This window comes from Bacillus sp. JNUCC-21, assembly GCF_041222765.1.
GTDB lineage: Bacteria > Bacillota > Bacilli > Bacillales > Bacillaceae > Bacillus > Bacillus velezensis.
In genome coordinates, this window is sequence record NZ_CP166019.1 from 3,588,307 (window position 1) to 3,608,504 (window position 20,198).

The 20,198-nt window shown below is 48.5% G+C and carries 21 protein-coding genes; 1 reads left to right on the forward strand and 20 read right to left on the reverse strand.

What is annotated here, in order from left to right; translation table 11 throughout:
- The first annotated feature begins 145 nt into the window (after window positions 1-145).
- Entirely contained in the window at window positions 146-535 is a 390-nt protein-coding gene (locus JNUCC21_RS18240; RefSeq protein ID WP_223204413.1) for a ribonuclease, read from the forward strand.
- A gap of 60 nt (window positions 536-595) precedes the next feature.
- On the opposite strand, the gene JNUCC21_RS18245 is transcribed toward JNUCC21_RS18240, so the two are convergent.
- The 20 genes from JNUCC21_RS18245 to JNUCC21_RS18340 all read right to left on the reverse strand — a co-directional run bounded on the left by JNUCC21_RS18245 (window position 596) and on the right by JNUCC21_RS18340 (window position 20,082).
- Entirely contained in the window at window positions 596-1,342 is a 747-nt protein-coding gene (locus tag JNUCC21_RS18245) for an arylamine N-acetyltransferase (protein WP_007613997.1), read from the reverse strand.
- 24 nt (window positions 1,343-1,366) lie between these two features.
- Window positions 1,367-1,624 (reverse strand): HPr family phosphocarrier protein, encoded by a 258-nt coding sequence (locus JNUCC21_RS18250; protein WP_003151495.1) that lies wholly within the window; start codon window positions 1,622-1,624, stop codon window positions 1,367-1,369.
- A gap of 23 nt (window positions 1,625-1,647) precedes the next feature.
- Window positions 1,648-2,598: a DNA-binding protein WhiA gene (gene whiA, locus JNUCC21_RS18255; RefSeq protein ID WP_007407421.1), complete on the reverse strand. Its 951-nt coding sequence runs from the start codon at window positions 2,596-2,598 to the stop codon at window positions 1,648-1,650.
- A gap of 26 nt (window positions 2,599-2,624) precedes the next feature.
- Entirely contained in the window at window positions 2,625-3,578 is a 954-nt protein-coding gene (gene yvcK, locus JNUCC21_RS18260) for a YvcK family protein (protein WP_007407422.1), read from the reverse strand.
- The gene (gene rapZ / locus JNUCC21_RS18265; RefSeq protein ID WP_012118535.1) at window positions 3,575-4,462 is read right to left on the reverse strand and encodes an RNase adapter RapZ; all 888 of its coding nucleotides are present in this window, start codon (window positions 4,460-4,462) and stop codon (window positions 3,575-3,577) included. The genes yvcK and rapZ overlap by 4 nt, the downstream gene beginning before the upstream one ends.
- A 25-nt stretch (window positions 4,463-4,487) precedes the next feature.
- Complete coding sequence (locus JNUCC21_RS18270) at window positions 4,488-4,955, reverse strand: 8-oxo-dGTP diphosphatase (protein WP_003151491.1); 468 nt, start codon at window positions 4,953-4,955, stop codon at window positions 4,488-4,490.
- Window positions 4,956-5,228: 273 nt separating this feature from the next.
- Window positions 5,229-6,179: a thioredoxin-disulfide reductase gene (gene trxB, locus JNUCC21_RS18275; RefSeq protein WP_007407423.1), complete on the reverse strand. Its 951-nt coding sequence runs from the start codon at window positions 6,177-6,179 to the stop codon at window positions 5,229-5,231.
- Window positions 6,180-6,385: 206 nt separating this feature from the next.
- Window positions 6,386-7,792: an NlpC/P60 family protein gene (locus tag JNUCC21_RS18280; RefSeq protein WP_015240666.1), complete on the reverse strand. Its 1,407-nt coding sequence runs from the start codon at window positions 7,790-7,792 to the stop codon at window positions 6,386-6,388.
- A 396-nt stretch (window positions 7,793-8,188) separates the two neighbouring features.
- Window positions 8,189-9,643 carry a lipopolysaccharide assembly protein LapB gene (locus tag JNUCC21_RS18285; protein WP_072589605.1) on the reverse strand — a complete coding sequence of 485 codons (1,455 nt, stop codon included), beginning with the start codon at window positions 9,641-9,643 and terminating at the stop codon, window positions 8,189-8,191.
- Window positions 9,644-9,758: 115 nt separating this feature from the next.
- The gene (locus JNUCC21_RS18290; protein ID WP_072589606.1) at window positions 9,759-10,820 is read right to left on the reverse strand and encodes a cell wall metabolism sensor histidine kinase WalK; all 1,062 of its coding nucleotides are present in this window, start codon (window positions 10,818-10,820) and stop codon (window positions 9,759-9,761) included.
- Window positions 10,817-11,494 (reverse strand): response regulator transcription factor, encoded by a 678-nt coding sequence (locus JNUCC21_RS18295; RefSeq protein ID WP_012118540.1) that lies wholly within the window; start codon window positions 11,492-11,494, stop codon window positions 10,817-10,819. The genes JNUCC21_RS18290 and JNUCC21_RS18295 overlap by 4 nt, the downstream gene beginning before the upstream one ends.
- A gap of 195 nt (window positions 11,495-11,689) precedes the next feature.
- The gene (locus JNUCC21_RS18300) at window positions 11,690-13,459 is read right to left on the reverse strand and encodes an ABC transporter ATP-binding protein (protein WP_007407428.1); all 1,770 of its coding nucleotides are present in this window, start codon (window positions 13,457-13,459) and stop codon (window positions 11,690-11,692) included.
- Between the two features lie 211 nt (window positions 13,460-13,670).
- Window positions 13,671-14,291 (reverse strand): bifunctional phosphoribosyl-AMP cyclohydrolase/phosphoribosyl-ATP diphosphatase HisIE, encoded by a 621-nt coding sequence (gene hisIE / locus JNUCC21_RS18305; protein ID WP_094032518.1) that lies wholly within the window; start codon window positions 14,289-14,291, stop codon window positions 13,671-13,673.
- Window positions 14,288-15,046 carry an imidazole glycerol phosphate synthase subunit HisF gene (gene hisF, locus JNUCC21_RS18310; protein ID WP_007407430.1) on the reverse strand — a complete coding sequence of 253 codons (759 nt, stop codon included), beginning with the start codon at window positions 15,044-15,046 and terminating at the stop codon, window positions 14,288-14,290. The genes hisIE and hisF overlap by 4 nt, the downstream gene beginning before the upstream one ends.
- Entirely contained in the window at window positions 15,043-15,780 is a 738-nt protein-coding gene (gene hisA, locus JNUCC21_RS18315; RefSeq protein WP_085342342.1) for a 1-(5-phosphoribosyl)-5-[(5-phosphoribosylamino)methylideneamino]imidazole-4-carboxamide isomerase, read from the reverse strand. The genes hisF and hisA overlap by 4 nt, the downstream gene beginning before the upstream one ends.
- Complete coding sequence (hisH, locus tag JNUCC21_RS18320) at window positions 15,777-16,415, reverse strand: imidazole glycerol phosphate synthase subunit HisH (protein WP_007407432.1); 639 nt, start codon at window positions 16,413-16,415, stop codon at window positions 15,777-15,779. The genes hisA and hisH overlap by 4 nt, the downstream gene beginning before the upstream one ends.
- On the reverse strand, window positions 16,416-17,000 hold the full coding sequence (gene hisB / locus JNUCC21_RS18325) for an imidazoleglycerol-phosphate dehydratase HisB (protein WP_007614023.1): 585 nt from the start codon (window positions 16,998-17,000) through the stop codon (window positions 16,416-16,418).
- A complete protein-coding gene (gene hisD, locus JNUCC21_RS18330) occupies window positions 16,966-18,279 on the reverse strand; it encodes a histidinol dehydrogenase (RefSeq protein ID WP_043020613.1) in 1,314 nt (437 codons plus the stop codon). Before hisD ends, hisB begins: the two co-directional genes overlap by 35 nt.
- Window positions 18,276-18,917 carry an ATP phosphoribosyltransferase gene (hisG, locus tag JNUCC21_RS18335; RefSeq protein WP_012118547.1) on the reverse strand — a complete coding sequence of 214 codons (642 nt, stop codon included), beginning with the start codon at window positions 18,915-18,917 and terminating at the stop codon, window positions 18,276-18,278. The genes hisD and hisG overlap by 4 nt, the downstream gene beginning before the upstream one ends.
- Window positions 18,910-20,082, reverse strand: coding sequence for an ATP phosphoribosyltransferase regulatory subunit (locus tag JNUCC21_RS18340; RefSeq protein WP_150941446.1), 1,173 nt, complete (start codon window positions 20,080-20,082; stop codon window positions 18,910-18,912). The genes hisG and JNUCC21_RS18340 overlap by 8 nt, the downstream gene beginning before the upstream one ends.
- Between the last annotated feature and the right edge of the window lie 116 nt (window positions 20,083-20,198).

Genomic DNA, 20,198 nt, shown 5'->3' on the forward strand with positions numbered 1-20,198 from the left:
TTTTAAATTCTACCTATTCCTTTCTCTCGATGCTGATACAATGAAAAGGAATCAGCTTCACATGATAAAAATGGGAGGTATTGCTTTGAAAAAACGATTATCGTGGATTTCCGTTTGTTTGCTGGTGCTGTTCTCGGCGGCGGGGATGCTGTTTTCAACGGCTGCCAAGACGGATACATCTTCTCACAAGGCGCACACTGAAGCACAGGTTATCAACACGTTTGACGGGGTTGCGGATTATCTTCAGACCTATCATAAGCTTCCTGATAACTACATTACAAAGTCAGAAGCGCAGGCCCTCGGCTGGGTTGCATCAAAGGGGAATCTTGCAGACGTCGCTCCGGGGAAAAGCATCGGCGGAGATATCTTCTCAAACAGGGAAGGCAAACTCCCTGCCAAAAGCGGACGGACGTGGCGTGAAGCGGATATTAACTATACATCAGGCTTCAGAAATTCAGACCGGATTCTTTACTCAAGCGACTGGCTGATTTATAAGACGACAGATCATTATAAAACCTTTACAAAAATGAGATAAACACATACAAAAAACGGCTTCCCTGCGGAGGCCGTTTTTTTTGCAGAGAACCTGCGAGCTTCATATAAAATGAGCAGTAAATTTTTCTTCAAACTCTGACCGGTCTATTCTGCTGTTTTCCGCCGTGCCATCGTGTTTTTTTATTGTTATATTGCGTTCAGACAGAACCATGTGCCCTTCCGGTGTCCGCTTAGAAGCAAGCAGGCGTTTGTTGAAAGGAGAGCGTTCATGTTCAAAGATTGTTTGTTTCATAGACTTGAGGTCCTTTTCATCGATTTCTTCAAGCGAAAATGCGTAACCTGTCTGCCAGCCGTCCCCTTTGTTCATTTCAAGCAGGTATGTTCCGAATTCCGTCTCTTCTATCTTCACGCGGAACGCTCCGGCCGCTGATACCGTCTCGTCTCCCGACATCGGCACAGGCTGCATGGCGAGATTGAGGCCGAAGCCTGCATCAGCGATGTACTCATTTTCCCCGGCGGAAAGAAGTACGGCCGCATGTGTGCCGGGCAGCGCCCAGCCGTTTTTCCAGACCGTTCCGCGGATCAATTTGACATCAAATCCGGCATCTTTCAGGATGAAATAAAGCAGTCCATTCAAGTCATAACAAAGGCCGCCATGAGGTTCCTTCACCATGTGCCGCCACAGTCCTTCTTTCGTGACGTCATATTCTTTTTTGGACAAAACCGCGCGATTTTCAAACGGAAACCGATACGCGAGCGCCTTTAAAAACTCCGGCAGGTTGCTGAAATCGAGGGAATCCTTTTCCCAGCCTATCGTTTGATAACAATCTTTCAGAAACTCATTCATCGTTCCGTCCCCCTTACAAAGTGTTTACACTTCTTCCTGCACATAAGCGGACAACTTTTCCAGCGCTTCCTTTTCATCGTCGCCTTCAGCGATCAGAGTGACTTCCGTCCCCGTGCTGACCGCCAGACTCATTAATCCCATAATGCTTTTGGCATTCACTTTCTTGCCGTTTTTCTCAAGAAACACATCTGATGCAAAACGATTTGCCTCCTGTACAAACAATGCAGCGGGACGCGCCTGCAATCCCGTCTTTAAACGCACTTCCACTTTCCCCTGAACCATAAGATCTCCCCTTTTCTGTACGGTTATTTCAAAGTGATGCTTTGTCCTGTACGCAGCTGTTCTGCGATTTCATCGAGCTTTCTCAGCCTGTGATTGATGCCGGATTTGCTGATTTTCCCGCTTGCAACCATTTCCCCCAGTTCTTTCAGCGTGACCTCCTGATAATCAATCCGCAGCTGCGCAATTTCGCGAAGCTTTTCCGGCAGCGCTTCAAGACCGATCCGTTCATCAATGTATTTAATATTTTCCACCTGTCTGAGAGAAGCACCGATGGTTTTGTTTAAGTTTGCTGTTTCACAATTGACGAGGCGGTTCACTGAGTTTCTCATGTCTCTGACAATCCGCACATCTTCAAAACGCAGCAGTGAATTGTGAGCGCCGATGACATTCAGAAATTCAGTAATTTTTTCCGCCTCTTTTAAATACGTAATATAGCCTTTTTTCCGTTCAAGCGTTTTGCTGTTCAGATGAAATTCATTCAGCAGCGCGCATAATGAATCGTTATGTTCCTTATAAAGCGAGAAGATTTCCAAGTGGTACGACGATGTTTCGGGATTATTCACAGATCCCCCCGCCAAAAACGCCCCTCTCATATAAGAACGTTTGCAGCAGCGTTTCGCCACCAGTTCCTCAGAAATATTCCGTTCAAATACAAAGTTCTCTCCGAGGATTTTCAATTCCTCTAAAATCAGCTTTGCATTTTCAGAAAAGCGCACAATATAAACATTGTTTTTTTTCAGCCGCATTTTTTTTCTGACTAACAGTTCGACCGATACATCATATTGTTTCTTCAGCAATGTATAAATACGGCGGGCAATCGCCGCATTTTCGGTTTGAACGTCAAGCACGAGATGGCGGTTTGAAAATGACAGTGAACCGTTCATCCGAATCAGCGCGGACAGCTCCGCCTTGGCGCAGCAGTCCTTCACTTCCAGATTCGTCAGTTCTTTTTTTGTTTCCGATGCAAATGACATATTAGCCACCTCATTTCAAAAGGCCTCTAGTCCCTTAATAAATCGACAAGAAGAGAAGCCACTTTATGTGTATCGTGACGGATTACGCCATTTTTATACGTGATAATCTGATCCCTGATGACCTCAAGCCCCATGGATTTCAGCTTTTCAACATTGAAGTCGACGGGCCGGGCCAGCTCTTTCGCATATTTGCTTTTGATTTCGTCAGGGATCTCCTCATTGTTGATTAAGATCGTGTCGATAAACGGCTGCTCCATATGATCGTTCAGCGCCTTGACATGGTCGGCCGCACTGTATTGCAGCGTCTCTCCGGGCTGTGTCATGACGTTGCATATATATACTTTTTTGGCCGCAGCCTTGACGACTTCCTCTCCGATTTTCGGAACGAGCAGATTCGGAAGAATGCTTGTGTACAGGCTTCCCGGACCGATAATGATTAAATCGGCCTGACGGATGACGTCAATCGTTTCCGGGAGCGGATCAATTTTTTCAGGCGTAAGAAACACCCGTTTAATCCGCTGGCCGTAAGAAGGGATTGTCGATTCTCCGGAGACGACCTGCCCGTCCTCCATTTCAGCGTGAAGAACGACACTGGTGTTGGCAGCAGGCAGCACTCTGCCGCGGACATTCAGCACCTTGCTCATTTCGGTGACAGCGTGAAAGAAATCACCGGTTATATTTGTCATCGCTGCCAAAATCAAATTGCCGAGCGAATGTCCGGTTAAGTCGCTTCCTTTGTTGAAACGGTGCTGAAACAGATTTTCAACGAGCGGCTCAACATCTGACAAAGCGGCCAGTACGTTACGGATGTCACCCGGCGGCGGAATTTGAAGTTCATCCCGCAGACGGCCTGAACTTCCGCCGTCATCAGCAACTGTCACAATCGCCGTAATATCAACGGGCTTATGCTTTAACCCCCGAAGCAGCACGGACAGACCCGTTCCGCCGCCGAAGATTGCGATTTTCGGCTTCTTATTCATTTCCGGCTTCTCTTTTCAATGTCCCGGTGAGTGACATGAGTATAGAAATCTTTTTTAAAATAGTCAGCCAAATACTCAGCGAGCGTGACGGAGCGGTGCTGGCCGCCCGTACAGCCGATCGCGATGACAAGCTGGCTTTTACCTTCCCGCTTATAAGACGGAAGCATAAAGCCGAGCAGATCAACAAGCTTTTCAATAAACTTTTGTGTTTCGTTCCACTTCATCACATAGGATGACACTTCCTCATCTTTCCCCGTAAGCGGCCTCATGCTTTCAATGTAGAACGGATTCGGCAGAAACCTTACATCAAACACGAGGTCGGCATCTATCGGAAGCCCGTATTTGAAACCGAATGACATTACGTTCACTGTAAATGTTTCACCTTGGTTCGTGGCGAAATGCGCCACGATTTTTTCACGCAGATCACGCGGTTTCATATCCGATGTGTCATAGATCAGCTGAGAGCGCCCTTTCAATTCTTCAAGCAGCTGGCGTTCCAGCGCGATTCCTTCGAGAGGAAGCCCGGTAGCGGCCAGCGGGTGAGAACGCCTCGTTTCTTTGTATCTCGTCACAAGGATGGAATCCTTAGCGTCTAAAAAGAGAATGCGCGGTGTAATCCACGGATTTTCCGCCATTTCATCCAGCGCCTCAATCAGCCTGTCAAAAAATTCACGTCCCCGCAGATCCATGACAAGCGCGACCTTGCTCATTTTTGAACTTGATTCTTTCATCAGCTCCAAAAATTTCGGCAGCAAGGAAGGCGGCAGATTGTCGACGCAAAAATAGCCGAGATCCTCAAAGCTTTGAATGGCGACGGTTTTCCCCGCTCCAGACATTCCCGTAATGATGACGAGCTGAATATCATGGTTTTCATTCATACTCATCTTTCTCCCCCCTGCGGTCTTTCTTTTATTTGATAAGCTGCGGATCTAAACGATAGCTGAGCAGCTCGAAGTCCGGCGTATACGTAAAGGTGCCGTGCAAAAGCCCTTGGCCCTTGATCATAAAATCAAGGATATGCCCGTCTCCGGGGGCCATCGGAAGGCTGTGGATATCTTTTACGTCATGCCACTTCAGAACGCCTTCCTCTGATTCAGCGACATTCCGCCCCGTGTACGAGTCGGCGACGAAAGTAAACATCATCCACTCTGACACGATTTGTTCCTGTTCCTTAATAATAAAGGTAAACACGCCTTTTAACTGCGGATTTAGTATATAAATGCCCGTCTCTTCTCTGTACTCTCTGATGACGGAATCTCTGACGGACTCGCCGCTTTCCATCTTCCCGCCGGGCGCGACCCACCAGCCCCGTCTCGGCTTTTGGAGAAGGAGAACCTGATCATCTGTCTGCAGCACACAATTTGTCACTCTTTGCACAAGTACGTCACCTAACCTTCTCAACAAATCATCGTCTCTTCATTATACCGTTTCGGCATGTCTCTCACAATGCAGAGACACCGACATCCTTTTCTTTTATTTGACAGAAAACAGAAAATCGCAAAAAAAGGGCACGGATACTGGAATCCGTGCCAAAGTGTATTCATTAAAAAGGGGGTCAATTACTACATTCATCTTAAAACATCAGTATTTCACCCGTGTTACAGCGTAATTAAAACACAGTAACGATTCAAAAACTGAACATTACAGTGATTATTTAACGGTTTTGAGCGTTTCCTCAAGCTCTTCCACATAATGCTGAACACTTTGAGCCGCAATACTTCCGTCGCCTGTCGCCGTTACGATCTGGCGGAGCGTTTTTTCACGGATGTCTCCCGCGGCGAAAATGCCTGGAACTTTTGTTTCCATTTGAGCGTTTGTTTCAATGTAGCCTTCTTCATTTGTGATGCCCAAGTTCTCGAACGGTTTAGAAAGCGGAAGCATACCGATATAAATAAAGACGCCGTCAGCTTTGAATTCTTCCTCTTCTCCCGTCACGGTATCCACAAGAGTAAGTCTGCCGACTTTTCCGTTTTCCTCATGGATTTCTTTTACGGTTTTGTTCCATTTGAAGTCAATTTTCTCATTGTCAAAGGCACGCGCCTGAAGAATGCTTTGCGCACGCAATTTGTCACGTCTGTGAACGATGGTGACTTTTGAAGCGAAGCGTGTCAGATAGACGCCTTCTTCAACGGCGGAGTCTCCGCCGCCGACAACGACAAGCTCTTTATTTTTAAAGAACGCGCCGTCACAAACCGCGCAGTACGATACGCCGCGGCCGCCCAGTTCTTTTTCGCCGGGAACACCGATCTTTTTGTATTCCGCTCCGGCAGAAATGACGATGGCACGCGCTTTATATTCTTTTGAACCGGCTTTGACCGTTTTATATTCTTTACCGTCAACGATTTCTTTAATATCGCCGTACGCATATTCCGCACCGAATTTTTTCGCATGTTCAAACATTTTATTAGAAAGTTCAGGGCCGAGAATGCTTTCAAAACCCGGATAGTTTTCAACATCCTCCGTGTTGGCCATCTGGCCGCCCGGAATTCCTCTTTCGATCATTAATGTGGATAAGTTCGCTCGTGATGTGTAAACAGCAGCGGTCATCCCCGCCGGACCCGCGCCGATAATGATCACATCATAAATTTTTTCTTCTGACACCATGATTCACTCCTTTTCGAAATGGGGCGCACCCTATATGACTAAGAATCCCCATCAATCGTATTCCTTACCCATATCCTATTAAATCTGAAGGCAATTCGCTATTTTTTTGCTCATTTTTCTGAAAAACCGTGATTAGGCAGCTCCTGAGCGGGTATACAAATAAAGAAAGAGCCTTCCGGGATAGAAGGCCCTTGTCTTATTCATTATTGAACGACACGTCTTACATTACCGTTGAAATATTTTTTCCAATAAGGGTTGCTCATAGAATCGATAGATACACCATGCGATGTATTATCGTTCAGGAACGTTCCGTTGCCTAAGTAGATGCCGACGTGGCCGTTTGTTTTATACGTGTTGAAGAACACTAAGTCTCCGCGTTTCATATCAGACGCACTGACAGCTTTCCCTCTGTTAATTAAAGTATCTGTGCTTGTTCCGCTGACAGGTCCGAGGTTAACGCCTGCGTTAGCATAAGCCCAGCGTACGAATGAAGAGCAGTCAAAAATACGGTTGTCAATATCAGATTGAGTGCGTCCGCCGCCGAATTTGTACGGAGATTTACCCACAAGGCTTGATCCTACGCTGATGGCGCCTTCAATACCGCCAGAATTTGAAATAACAGATCCGCCGTCAGAATCATCTGAACCGCCGCTGTTATGAGATGATCCGCCTGAAGTGCTCTTGCTTGAGCTGTCAGATGAATCAGATGATGTTGAAACAGCCGCTTTTTTCACAGTTTTAACCGTCGATGCCGGCTGGCTGTCATCTTTTTGGTTTTGGTCTTCAGAAGCTTTTTGCGCTTCTTCCTGTTTTTTGATCAGGGCAGCCGCTGCAGCCTGCTCAGCTTTAATGCGCTTCTGTTCTTTTTCAGTGTCAGCTTTTTCGTTTGCAAGCTTTGATGCTTCTTTTTTCAGATCAGAGATAGCGGAAGCCGCTTTTTTCTGGCCGTTTTTCGCTTCGTCGAAAAGCTTGTCTTTCTGATCAAGCTGTTTGTTCAGGTCTTTTTGCATAGACTCGAGTTTCGCAAGATCATCTTGAACTTTTTTCAGCTTCACGTTAAGTTCAGCTTCTGCGTCTTCGAGTTTCGCTTTATCCTGCTCCTGCTGTTTGATCAGGTCTTTATCCGCATCAACGATAGAAGATACCGCAGTCGCACGGGAAATGAAGTCTCCGAAGCTTGTCGCCCCTAAAAGAACATCTATGTATCCTTGAGAACCGCCGTTTTCCTGTAAAGAACGAACGCGTTTTTTCAGGATTTCATTGCGTTTTTCAATACGCGCTTCTGTTTCTTTGATTTCTTTTTTCAAATCAGCGATCTGCTTTTTCGTTTTTTCGTTTTCAGCTTTTTTATCTTCGATTTTATTGCTTGTATCCAACGCTTTAGCGTTAATGTCTTTCAGTTCTTTTTCAATCTTAGCCTGCTTGTCCTGAAGCTTAGACAATTCTCTTTCCTTTGCTTCAAGGCTTGAAGCCACCTCAGATTGCTTGCTTTCAATTTTTGCTTTTTTGCTGTCTAATGTTTCCGCCGATGCAGTTTTTGTAAACGGGATCAAAAAACTGCTTGTCCCGATGACGGAAGCCAAACCAAGTGTTAATAAACTCTTTTTCACTTTTTCTTTCCTCCCTTTTACTTTAAACCTGTTCTCATTTGGAATTCTATTATGAACATCAAAGTTACGCTCCCTCACATACCCGTGAGGCTGATGATTTTTATGTATGAATCTTTAAATCTTTTAAATTGGTATAGATTATACAGCACATGTAAAATAAACTAATCTCTTATGTACGAGACTCATTATACCATCATGTTTCGACAATTTTTATTACAGTTATATTTCAATGTGATTGCAAATCTCATATTTTGCAAAATAAACGGTGATTACGGCCTGATTTCGATTCGAAAAGCAAAAAAATACGTATGAATACCTCTTTTTTCGGCGGTAAAGTTCTGTTTTGCCCCTTTCTGATAAAAAAAGAACCGACTCTTTATATAGAAAGAATCGGTTTTATTCTAAAATATCATCTATTTGTCTGATGTATTTCGAAAGTGTTGCCGGGGTTATACCGTAAACGGCGGCCGTTTCTTTTTTCGTCGTTTTTTCGCCGTTTGCTTCTTTCCATACATATGCGATGGCTGCGGCCCATGCCCGCTCATTCTGTACGGCAGCGGCGGCGCGGATGTGCTGAATGGCGTGAAAAACCCAGCAGCTCATGACGTCAGTTTTTAAACTGTCGGCTTCCGCTTTCTCCAGAAGCTTGACCGTCCGATACGTGAACAGCGCATCACCGGAGACGCCTGAAACGCCTTTTTCACCGGAAAGCAGCAGTCTGACGAAATCTTGTTCAAACGGTGAAACGGCGCGTTTTGCCGTCAGAACTTTTTCAAGCTGGTTCCGCTCTCCTTCAGCGCTGCTGATATAATAGGCGGCAAGCCGCTGTTCAAGTGAAGCAGGCAGCGGTTCCTGCCGCTCCGCCCAAGGCGCGGGCCGGTCTGATTCGGGAAATTCGGCTTCGGCCTTTTTCCAAATGGTTTCCGCAAATTCTATGCGGCCTGTCCCGTAGGCTGAGGCGGCCAGCCAGTAATAAAACGTTTCGTCGCCTTCGAATCCGCTTTTGTAAAGAGAACGGAGCCATTTATAACCGAGATCATGTCTGCCGACAAGCGCAAGCGTCGCCCCCAGCTTATAGCGCTGTTCGAATAAAATCGGATACACATTGGCGAGTCTTCCGCTCAATTCTCCGACTTTTTCATCTTCCCTCTCGTAATAGCAGAATACAAGGAGGTTGCACAGGGCATGGAGATTGCCTTCATTTTTCTCAAGCACTTCGAATACCGTTTGTTTCGCTTTTGTGACATTGCCTGAGTAAAAGTAAGCGAGCGCCAGGTTGTTGTATGCAGACCAAAGCTCGGGGTAATCGGCCGTAATCTCTTCAAGCATGACAACCGCTTCATGAAGCTGGCCGCTCTCAAGAAGCGCTTTTGCCCGATCCTGCCTGATCAGCAGCTCATCCTGGTCATAGAGCGATTCGTTTTCACCCGCTTCGCCGAAATCCAAAAGCTCCATCAGATTTTCAATTTCTTCGCTGAATTCCCCGTCCGGATCGGCATCTGAATAAGCCGCTGCTTCTTTGTATGCTTCCTGAAAGAGCCCCAAATGCGCGAAATTATTCGCCTTAAAGTAATGACACTCGGGCATTTCTTCTTTCAGGTTCACCAAAATAAAGTCGAACAGCTCATTTGACTGCTGGTAGTGGCCCATTTCAGAATAAATGACGGCCAGCCGGGACAGCATTTCGGAATCATTCGGCTCGAGGTGGACGGCCCGCTGAATCAGTTTGCTGGCCCGCTTTAAATTCCGCTCTTTATATGCTTTTAAGCCTTTATGAAAAAAATATTGTCCATCCTGAAGCAGCTGGACAATTTGCGCGTGCTTTTTCTGTTCAGAAGTGTGTTTTCCCACAAATATCCTCCGTTTTATACGTATTACCGTCAGTAGTATACCATAAAACGGTTTCACCTCAATAGTTCAAAAGACAGGATCGGCTTCGTTTTTTACTGGCTGGTTCGACCAGATTTTAGCTGTTTTTTTCACGAGGCTCGGCTGGAAGAATGACACGGAAAAGGGTTCCTTCGCCGCGCTTGCTCTCAACCTCTATCAAACCGCCGTGCAGCTCTGCGATTTTTTGGGCGATGGACAGGCCGAGCCCGCTTCCTCCTTCGTTTCTCGCCTTGTCCGCTTTATAAAACCGTTCAAATACACGCTCCGCCTGTTCAGGCTCCATTCCGATTCCGTCGTCGGCGATTTCGACAGCCGCCGCTCCCGGCAGATCTGCAATTTTAACGGAAATGCGGCCGCCTTCACCGGTAAATTTTACGGCATTGTGAATCAGATTCATCCATACTTGGCTGAGCAGTGCTTCATCTCCGTACACATACGACTCCTGTAAATCAATGAGAAACTCAATCTGTTTGGCGGACCATTCAGGCTCACAGGTCAATATGGTGCGCCGCAGCTGTTTGTCAATGCGGAACGGTTTTTTTTGTATCGGTTCGGTTTGGCGTTCGAGCGCAGTGAGCTTCAGCAGATTTTCACTGATTTTTGATAATCGTTCTGTTTCTGTTTCGATGATGTGTAAGTAGCGCCCCCGCTCCTCATATGATAAATCCGGTTTTTTCAGAAGGTGCGCGTAGCCCTTTAATGAAGTGAGCGGGGTTTGGATTTCATGGGAAACGTTCGAAATAAATTCTTGTTTCAGTTTTTCCATTTCACTCAGTTCCGCGGCGAGTGTCGACAGTTCATCAGCCAATTTCGTCACGGGATGGTTCCGCTCAATCTTCTCCATTTTCCGGGAAGCGGCCGCTGTGAAGTTGCCGCTCGACATTTGCTTGATCGTGGCGGTCAGCGAATCCCAGATCGCATGATGCCTTTCACGTGCTGACTTTGAAAAAATAAACATCGTTACGAACAGCAGGCCGAAAACAAGCCAAAGCGTCAGAATCTGCTCGGCGTACGGCACAAGCAAAATCGGCCATATGAGACCGAATCCCTGAACAATCAGGTGAGCCGCCAGCCATAAGAATGCGGTGACGGTGAGAAGGATGATGATTTTTCCAGCCGTTCTGAAGATCCGTTTCATCCTGTCACCACAAACCGATACCCGAGCCCCCGCACCGTATGGATGGCAAACGGATAGTCTTTTTCCGGAAACCGTTCTCTCAGCCTTTTAATATGCACATCAACGGTACGCTCGTCACCTTCATAATCAAAGCCCCAAATATCTTCTATTAGTTGTTCTCTTGAAAACGTCTTATTCGGATAACCAGCGAGCTTAAATAAAAGCTCAAATTCACGCCGGGGCAATGTCAATCCCGCTCCGCCGCCGCGCGTTACGGTGCGGGATTGCTTATCTAATGTGACCGTTCCGATGGTCAGCAGTTTTTCAGCGGTGATCCGGTACCGTTTCAGCAATGCTTTGACTCTTGCTTCCAGCTCAAGCGGCTCAAACGGTTTGACGAGATAATCATCCGCTCCGGAAGTAAAACCTTGCACTTTGTCCAGCGTTTCGCCTTTTGCCGTCAGCATCAAAATCGGAATGTCCGTAAAGCTGCGGACGGCTTCACTGACTTCAAACCCGTCCATTTTCGGCATCATCACATCCAGTATGATGAGATCTATAGGTGCTGATTCGATCAGCCGCACCGCCGCTTCCCCGTCCTCCGCTTCTGCGACGTCAAAACCGCTCTGCTCCATCATAAGGCGGACAAGCTCACGGATATGGCGGTCATCATCCGCAACCAATATGACAGCCATGAAAATCCCTCCTTCTGCTTTTTTCTTTTCATGAATCGACATGATGTCTATAAACCGAATTTTTTCATTGTCTCCTGTACCGGCATACACGCTTATGGCTTGGTTCTTCACCGACCGTACACCCGTATGAACAGGACTCCGGCTGCAAAATAAAAAGCAGCTTTTTCAGCTGCTTTTTATTCATAAAGTCTTGCTTTACACAGCTTTGTTTTCTAAGTCGGCATTCAGCTTCAGCTGCTGCTCCGCAAAATCGCGGTACAGCGAATGGGATGCCATTAATTCATGGTGTGTGCCCCGTCCGGTGATTTCACCCTGTTCGACAAAGAGAAGCTGATCTGCATCCACAACCGTGGATAAACGGTGGGCGATCACGATGGTGGTCCGCCCTTCCATTAAGACTTCCAGCGCCTGCTGCACCCATTTTTCAGATTGGCTGTCCAGACTTGATGTCGCTTCATCAAGCATCAGAATGCTCGGGTTGCGAAGGAGCGCTCTGGCAATGGCGATGCGCTGGCGCTGTCCGCCTGACAGCATAATTCCCCGCTCACCGACCTCGGTTTCAAATTTCTTCGGTAAGTCTTCAATAAATTGCAGAGCGTAGGCCATGTCAGCCGCTTGCCTCAGTTCCTCATCGGTCACCTCGCGTTTTAATCCGTAGCAGATATTGTCGCGGATGGTGCCTGACATTAACGGGCTTTCTTGCGACACGTAGCCGATATGCTCCCGCCATGACTCAAGGGAATACGCATCAATCGGTTCATTTCCGAGCAGGATGCTGCCCGCAGTCGGATTGTAGAATCGTTCAAGCAGCTTAAATAACGTTGTTTTTCCGCCGCCGCTCGGTCCGACGATCGCGGTGACTTTGCCGGCTTCAATCGTAGCCGTAATGTCTTTTAAGATGGTTTGATCTGTTTTGTAGCCGAATGAGACTTGTTCAAGCTTAATCGGCTGATCTGCGTTTTCAATGGCTTTTCCGGTTTGGATATCTTCTTCTTTTTCTGCAAGAATATGAATCATCCGTTCCGTTGCGCCGACGGATTTTTGAAGCTGTGTGAAAAATGAAGTGATCTGGCCCATCGGCATAATGATCTGAAACAAATACAGGATAAAGGCAACGAGTGCGCCGGCTGTCAATTCACCGGATGATACCTGCATCCCGCCGTACCCGATGACAGCGACCAGCGCCGCCATTAATACAAGTGTAATAAGCGGGCCTACGAGCGACTGCACCTTCGCTTCACGCAGCCCGAGTTTAAAGAGCGCCATGATGCCTGCTTTTCCGCGTCCGTATTCCGCTTCTTCAGCGTTTGACGCTTTTACAAGCCTGATTTCTGGGAGGATGTGGTTTAATAATCCGGTGAATCTCGCCGTTTCATCCTGTGTTTCCCGAGAAATTTTAAACATTTTCCGGCCGATCGGCACTAAAATCACCGCAGCCAGCGGCACGACGATCAGCACGAGCAATGTGAGCTTCCAGTTCATGAAAAATAAGATCGTCAGTGACCCGATAACGGAAATGATTCCGGTAATAAATCCGCTGATATTGTTTGTGATCAGCTCTTTTACCACCATTGTGTCATTGGTGACACGGCTGATCGTTTCTCCCGTGGCGTTTTTGTCAAAATAAGAGACGGGCAGTTTAATTAATTTCTGCCACAACAAATCACGCAGTCCCGAGATGATTTTCTGGCCGCTGTAGTTCAGGGCGTAGGTGGCGTAGGCGCTTAATGCGGCCTGTACGATAAACACGGCTGCGATGATTCCGATTTGCACGCCTGACAGCGACGACATGGAAAAGCCGTCAACGAGCTGCTTTGTCAACAGCGGAATCAGCAGGCTGACGAGCGTTGTCACAATACTGAGAGACAGCGCGAAGGCCAGCATACCGTATGATGGTTTTGTTTTTTTGACTAATGAAAAGAATGAGCTGAATTTCCCTTTAGGTTTTGGTTGTTTATTCGGCATATGTTTTCCTCCTATATCACTGTTTATACTATAACGGATGTGCATGAACGGAATATGAACAAAACGTATATTTTTGATAAAAACCAAAATAAACTCTATTAGTCAATATTATCAAATTCATCTGCCTCCGGTTGCGGAAATAAGGAATATTTAATTGAATGTTTAAGTTTGACAGATTAAAAACCTCACGGATCTCTCCGTGAGGTTTGTTTTACTCAGATGCTGAATGGCGTTTTGCAAGGACGTCAAGCACGTCGTCCAAAGGAAGCGACTGCTCACGCAGAAGAACGAGCAAATGATACAGCAAATCCGCCGCTTCCCATTTTAATTCTTCTTGGTCGCGGTTTTTCGCGGCGATAATAACCTCTGCGGCTTCTTCGCCGACTTTTTTGAGGATTTTATCGACGCCTTCCCGAAACAGATACGTTGTGTAGGCTCCGTCAGGCATCTCCGCCTGCCGTTTGGCGATTACGCTTTCCAGTTCATTTAAGATGCCGAAACGATCCTGCGCATCCGCTTTTTCCGGAGAAAAGCAGCTGTAGCTTCCCTTATGGCATGCGGGTCCTGAAGGCTCCGCAAGCACGACAAGAGCATCTTGATCGCAATCATAGCGGATGGCTTTCACCTTTTGGGTATTCCCCGACGTCGCTCCTTTATGCCACAGCTCCCCGCGTGAACGGCTGTAAAACCAGGTTTCTTTCGTTTCTATCGTTTTTTCGTAGGATTCACGATTCATATAAGCCAGTGTCAGTACTTCTTTGCTTGCCGCATCCTGCACGATGGCGGGAATCAGTCCGGCCTCGTCAAACCGCAGTTCATCTGCCCGTTTCATCTCACATTCACCCCGTGTTTCTTCATATAATCTTTCACTTCTTTTATAGATGTCTCTTTGTAATGGAAAATGGAAGCTGCAAGCGCGGCGTCCGCTTCACCGATCGTGAAGGCTTCAAGCATATGGCGCGCGCTGCCGGCTCCCCCTGACGCAATGACGGGCACCGGGACGGCACGTGTGACAAGCTGTGTGAGCGTATGATTAAAGCCTGTTTTCTCACCGTCTGCGTCCATGCTTGTCAGCAGGATTTCACCCGCTCCCCGGCTGACGGCTTCTTTTGCCCAGGCCGTGACTTCCCACTCGGTTTTCTTTCTGCCGCCGTGCGTGTACACTTTATAGCAATCCGAATCTTCATCATACTTTGCGTCAATCGCCGCTACGATGCATTGCGAGCCGAAAAAATCTGCTCCTTCCGTAATCAGCTCGGGGCGGAGGACGGCCGCTGTATTAACGGATACCTTGTCAGCGCCGGCGCGCAGCATTCGTTTCATATCGCTTAATTGATTGATTCCGCCGCCGACCGTAAACGGAATCGCCAGTTTTGCCGCAACCTGTTCTACGACGTCTGTCATCGTCTTGCGGCCTTCGTGAGAGGCGGAAATGTCGAGAAAAACAAGTTCGTCAGCGCCCTCTCTGTCGTAAGCTTCGGCCAGCTCGACAGGATCGCCCGCATCTTTCAGCCCGAGAAATTGAATGCCTTTGACGACGCGGCCTTCTTTCACATCGAGACACGGAATGATTCGTTTCGTGATCATGCGTCCTTCACCCCGCTGAGCGCTTCGGCCAATGTAAATTGTTTTGCATACAGCGCTTTTCCGATAATCGCTCCCGATACGCCGGCGTCTTTGAAGCGGGCCAGTGCTTTGAGGTCGGCGACTGAGCTGACTCCGCCTGAAGCGATGACGGTTTTTCCCGTTGCTTTTGCGAGCTGAACGGTGCTTTCGATGTTCGGTCCTGACAGCATGCCGTCAGTTGCAATATCCGTGAAAATGAAGGTTTCCGCTCCTTCGGCCGCCAATTCACGGCCCAGATCGGCCGCCCTTACCGAGGATGTTTCCAGCCAGCCTTCCGTCGAGACATATCCGTTCCTTGCATCAAGACCGATCGCGATTTTGCCGCCGTATTGTTTCAGCATGCTCTTCACAAATGCCGGATCGGAAACGGCCGAGCTGCCGAGAATAACGCGATCAACACCTTGTGATAAATAACCGTATACATCCGCTTCAGAACGGATCCCGCCGCCGATCTCGACTTTGGCATCAAGCTGCCGCGCAATGTCAAGAACATGCCTGTCGTTTACTTTCCTGCCTGCTTTCGCGCCGTCAAGGTCCACGAGATGAATCCATTCGGCGCCTTCTTGTGCAAATTGCGCCGCCATGTCTAAAGGAGAGTCACCGTATATCGTTTCCTTGCCGTAATCGCCTTGAATGAGGCGGACGCATTTGCCGTTTCTCATATCGATTGCCGGATATAATGTAAAAGCGTTCATTTCTTCACCTTCTGTTCCGCTGCCATTTTTGTAAATTGCGTTAAGATCGCCATTCCGGCCGTGCCGCTTTTTTCCGGGTGAAACTGTGCACCGAAGACATTACGTTTCCCGACGACCGCCGGAACACGAACGCCGTACTCAGCGCTTGCCAGAAGATCGCCGTCTTCCATCCCGTCTATATAATAGGAATGGACAAAGTAAACGAAGCCTTCTTCCGCTTCCGAAAGCAAAGGAGACGTTTGGTGAAACGTCAGCCGGTTCCAGCCCATATGCGGCACCTTCAGCTTGTTTCCTTCGGCATCTCTGTCTTTGAGTCTCACAGCTTTTCCGGCTAATAAACCAAGTCCTTTTGCAGAGCCGTTTTCGGTGCTTTCTTCGAAAATGAGCTGCATGCCGAGGCAGATGCCGAGGAGCAGCTTCCCCTCGTCAACCATACGGTGTATGAATTGATCAAGCTTCGCGCTGCGTAAATTGTCCATGGCGTCACTGAATGATCCGACACCGGGGAGAATAAAAGCATCCGCTTTTTCAAGCTCTTCCGGCCGGTCTGATACGACATACGGGACACCGACGCGTTCCAGCGCCTTCGACACGCTGAATAAATTGCCCATACCGTAATCAATTACACCGATCATTTACAGCATTCCTTTCGTAGACGGCACACCCTTGACACGCGGATCAATGGATGACGCTTCGTCCAGCGCTCTGCCAAGCGCCTTAAACACGGCTTCTATCATATGATGCGTATTCGTGCCGTAATGAACGATGACGTGCAGATTCATTCTCGCTTCCAGCGCCAGTTTCCATAAGAATTCATGTACCAGCTCAGTATCAAACGTTCCGACTTTCGCTTGCGGAAATGCAGCGCGCATCTCAAGGTGCGGCCGGTTGCTCAGGTCTACGGCGACTTGGGCGAGCGCTTCGTCCATCGGTACCAGCGCTGATCCGTACCGTTTGATCCCTTTTTTATCACCGAGCGCCTCCAAAAAAGCCTGCCCTAAGCAGATGCCGATGTCTTCAGTCGTGTGGTGATCATCTATCTCCGTATCGCCTTTTGCGTCAACAGTTAAATTGAATTGCCCGTGCTTTGTGAACAAATCAAGCATATGAGTCATAAACGGCACATCCGTGCTGATGTCGGCTTTTCCTTCTCCATCTATTTCGAAAGCCAGCTTAATATCGGTCTCATTTGTTGTTCTGGCGCGTTCCGCTTTTCTCATCGGTCATTCCTCCGTTTCTCGCTTCAATCGATCTTGCGTGCGCTTCAAGCCCTTCCAGTCTCGCGAAGGCGGAAATGCTGTCCGCGTGCGTTTCAAATGCCTTCCGGCTGTATGAGATGATGCTCGATTTCTTTTGAAAATCTGTTACATTCAACGGGCTTGAAAACCGCGCCGTTCCGTTTGTCGGCAAAACGTGATTCGGTCCGGCAAAATAATCGCCGACCGGTTCAGCGCTGTATCGCCCTAAGAAAATCGCCCCCGCGTGTCTGATGCTTCCAAGCAAAGCCTCCGGCGAATGCGTCATGATTTCTAAATGCTCGGGCGCCAGCGCATTCACCGTGTCCACCGCATCTTCCATCGATTCCGCGATATAAATGCGGCCGTGATCCTTGATCGACGCTTCGGCGATTTCTTTGCGCGGCAGGGTCTGAAGCTGTTTATCCACCTCATCTGATACGGCTTCGGCAAGCTTCCGTGAGTCGGTGACAAGCACGCTTGAGCTGAGCGTATCGTGTTCGGCCTGTGAAAGCAGGTCAGCGGCGACTTCTTTGGGCACCGCCGTATCGTCTGCCAGGACCACGATTTCACTGGGCCCGGCAATCATGTCAATATCCACAACGCCGAAGACTTCGCGCTTCGCGAGTGCTACAAATATATTGCCGGGGCCCGTGATCTTATCAACAGGCTGTATCGTTTCGGTTCCGTAAGCGAGCGCGGCAATCGCCTGCGCGCCTCCCGCTTTGTAAATTTCCTTTATGCCGAGCTCAGACGCCGCCGCCAGAACGCCCGGCGAAAGGCGGCCGTCTTTTCCCGGAGGACTGACGAGAACGATCCGTTCCACTCCCGCAGCGAGAGCGGGGATGACATTCATTAAAACGGAAGACGGATAAGCGGCCGTCCCGCCCGGCACGTATACGCCCGCGGAATCGAGCGCCGTTATTTTCTGCCCGAGCATCGTGCCGTCTTTGCGATGGTAAAACCACGAGGATTGCAGCTGGCGTTCGTGATATTCTTTAATATTGGCAATCGCCTGTCTGATCACTTCCAGCAGCTGATCATCAAGCAGACGGTACGCCTCGGTGACTTCCTCTGCACTCACGGCCATTTGGTTCAGGCTGATGCCGTCAAATGTTTTTGTATAGGCCAAAACGGCTTTGTCACCGTTTTGTCTGACGTCTTCAATAATCCCCCTGACGGTTTTCCGCTGCTCTTCGGTTCCGCTGTCGATGGAACGCTTCAGTGAGAACCGCTCGCTTCTATTTACTGCGGTTATTTTCATTGTGCCGTTTCTCCTTCCACAACCCTGGCCAGCCTGGCCGCCATTTCGTCGATTACATCATCCTTCATACGGTAGCTGACCGGATTGACGATAAAACGCGATGTGATGTCACAAATATGTTCTGATTCAACGAGACCGTTTTCTTTTAATGTCCGCCCGGTTGATACGATATCTACGATTCTGTCAGCAAGCCCGATTAAAGGCGCCAATTCAATGGAACCGTTCAGCTTAATGATTTCCACCTGCTCGCCCTGCTCTCTGAAATAACTTGACGCAACATTCGGATATTTCGTCGCAATCCTCGGGGCGACTCCGTTCCAATCCGCTCCGGGAAGCCCCGCAACGGCGAGATGGCATTTGCTGATTTTCAGATCGAGCACCTCATACACGTCACGCTCTTCCTCAAGCATGACATCCTTTCCGGCAATACCGGCATCAGCGACGCCATGCTCGACATAAGTCGTGACATCCATCGGCTTTGCCAGAATAAAGCGGAGATTTTCTTCAGGAACGTCAATGATCAGCTTTCTCGATTCTTCAAACTCCTCGGGCAGCCTGTACCCGGCCTGCCGCAGCAACCCGGCCGCTTCTTCGAATATCCGTCCTTTTGGCATTGCCATTGTGAGTACCTTACCCATTCTGCTCTTCCTTTCTGGCACCGATAAAGTATGTGACGTTTGCGAATGATTTTGTCATATGATCGATATTTTCAATGCCCGCCAGATCCTGCAGGACGACTTTTCTGCCTCTCGCCCTTTCTTCCTCCGCGAATAAAATGGCCTGCGCCCGCTGCTCCTTGCTGAAAATCACGGCATCCGCTTCACTAGTTTCTTCCTGGATGCCGAGCGCTTCAATCAGCCTGTCGATACGGAGCCCGAAACCCGTGGCGGGAGCGGGACTGCCGAAATGGCCGAGAAGATTGTTATAGCGTCCGCCGCTTCCGATGACAAAACCGACATTTGCCGCATACACTTCGAATAAAATTCCCGTGTAATAACTCATATGGCTTACCATATTCAGATCAAGGCGAATATGCTTGGCACATCCGTAATCCTCAAGAATGTCCCACAGGTCTTCCAGCTCCTGAATCAAGCTTTGTCCGGAGATGCCGATGATCTCCTCCGCTTTGGCGCAGATCTCTTTCCCGCCTCGCAATTCCAGAAGTGCGAGCAGCCGGCTTTTGTCTATTGACGAAAGCGGAAGCGATTTGACATGTTCCCTGTATCCCACGTAATTCTTCTCAAAGAGAAAGCGCCGCAGAACATCCGCCCGCTCAGCATTGCCCAGAACCTCGACAAACAGCTCATCAGCGAGTCCGGCATGGCCGATCGCGATTTTAAACCGGTGCAATCCCGCGTTTTTCAAAGCGCCGGCCGCCAGCGCAATCACCTCGGCGTCCGCGCTTGTTGATCCGTCGCCGATCAGCTCCGCGCCGACCTGTTCGAATTCGGCCGGACGTCCGCCTTCCCGCTCCTGAGCGCGATAGACGTTTGCCGCATACCCCGCTCTGAGCGGATGATTGTGTTTGTGCAGCTTAGACGCTGCCACCCTGGCAATCGGTCCGGTCATGTCAGGCCGAAGCACAAGCGTTTTTCCGTCCTGGTCGAGAAGCTTAAACAGCTGCTGTTCTTCAATGGCTGACTGGACGCCTACTGTTTCATAAAATTCAAGGGTCGGCGTCTCCATAAACTGATAACCCCATTTATCAATTAAATCCGTCAGTGTGAAACGGACTTTTTTCTTTGCTTCGTATAAACCGGGCAGCGTATCTCTCATGCCATGCGGTTTCTCAAACATAAACATTTGCCTTTTACACCTCCGCTTTTTCTGAAGGAAAATTCCGAATCCTTTAGTTCGCTAATATGATAATATGTTAGCAGATAAAAGAATGAATTGCAACGCCCAATGTCCGCCTATTC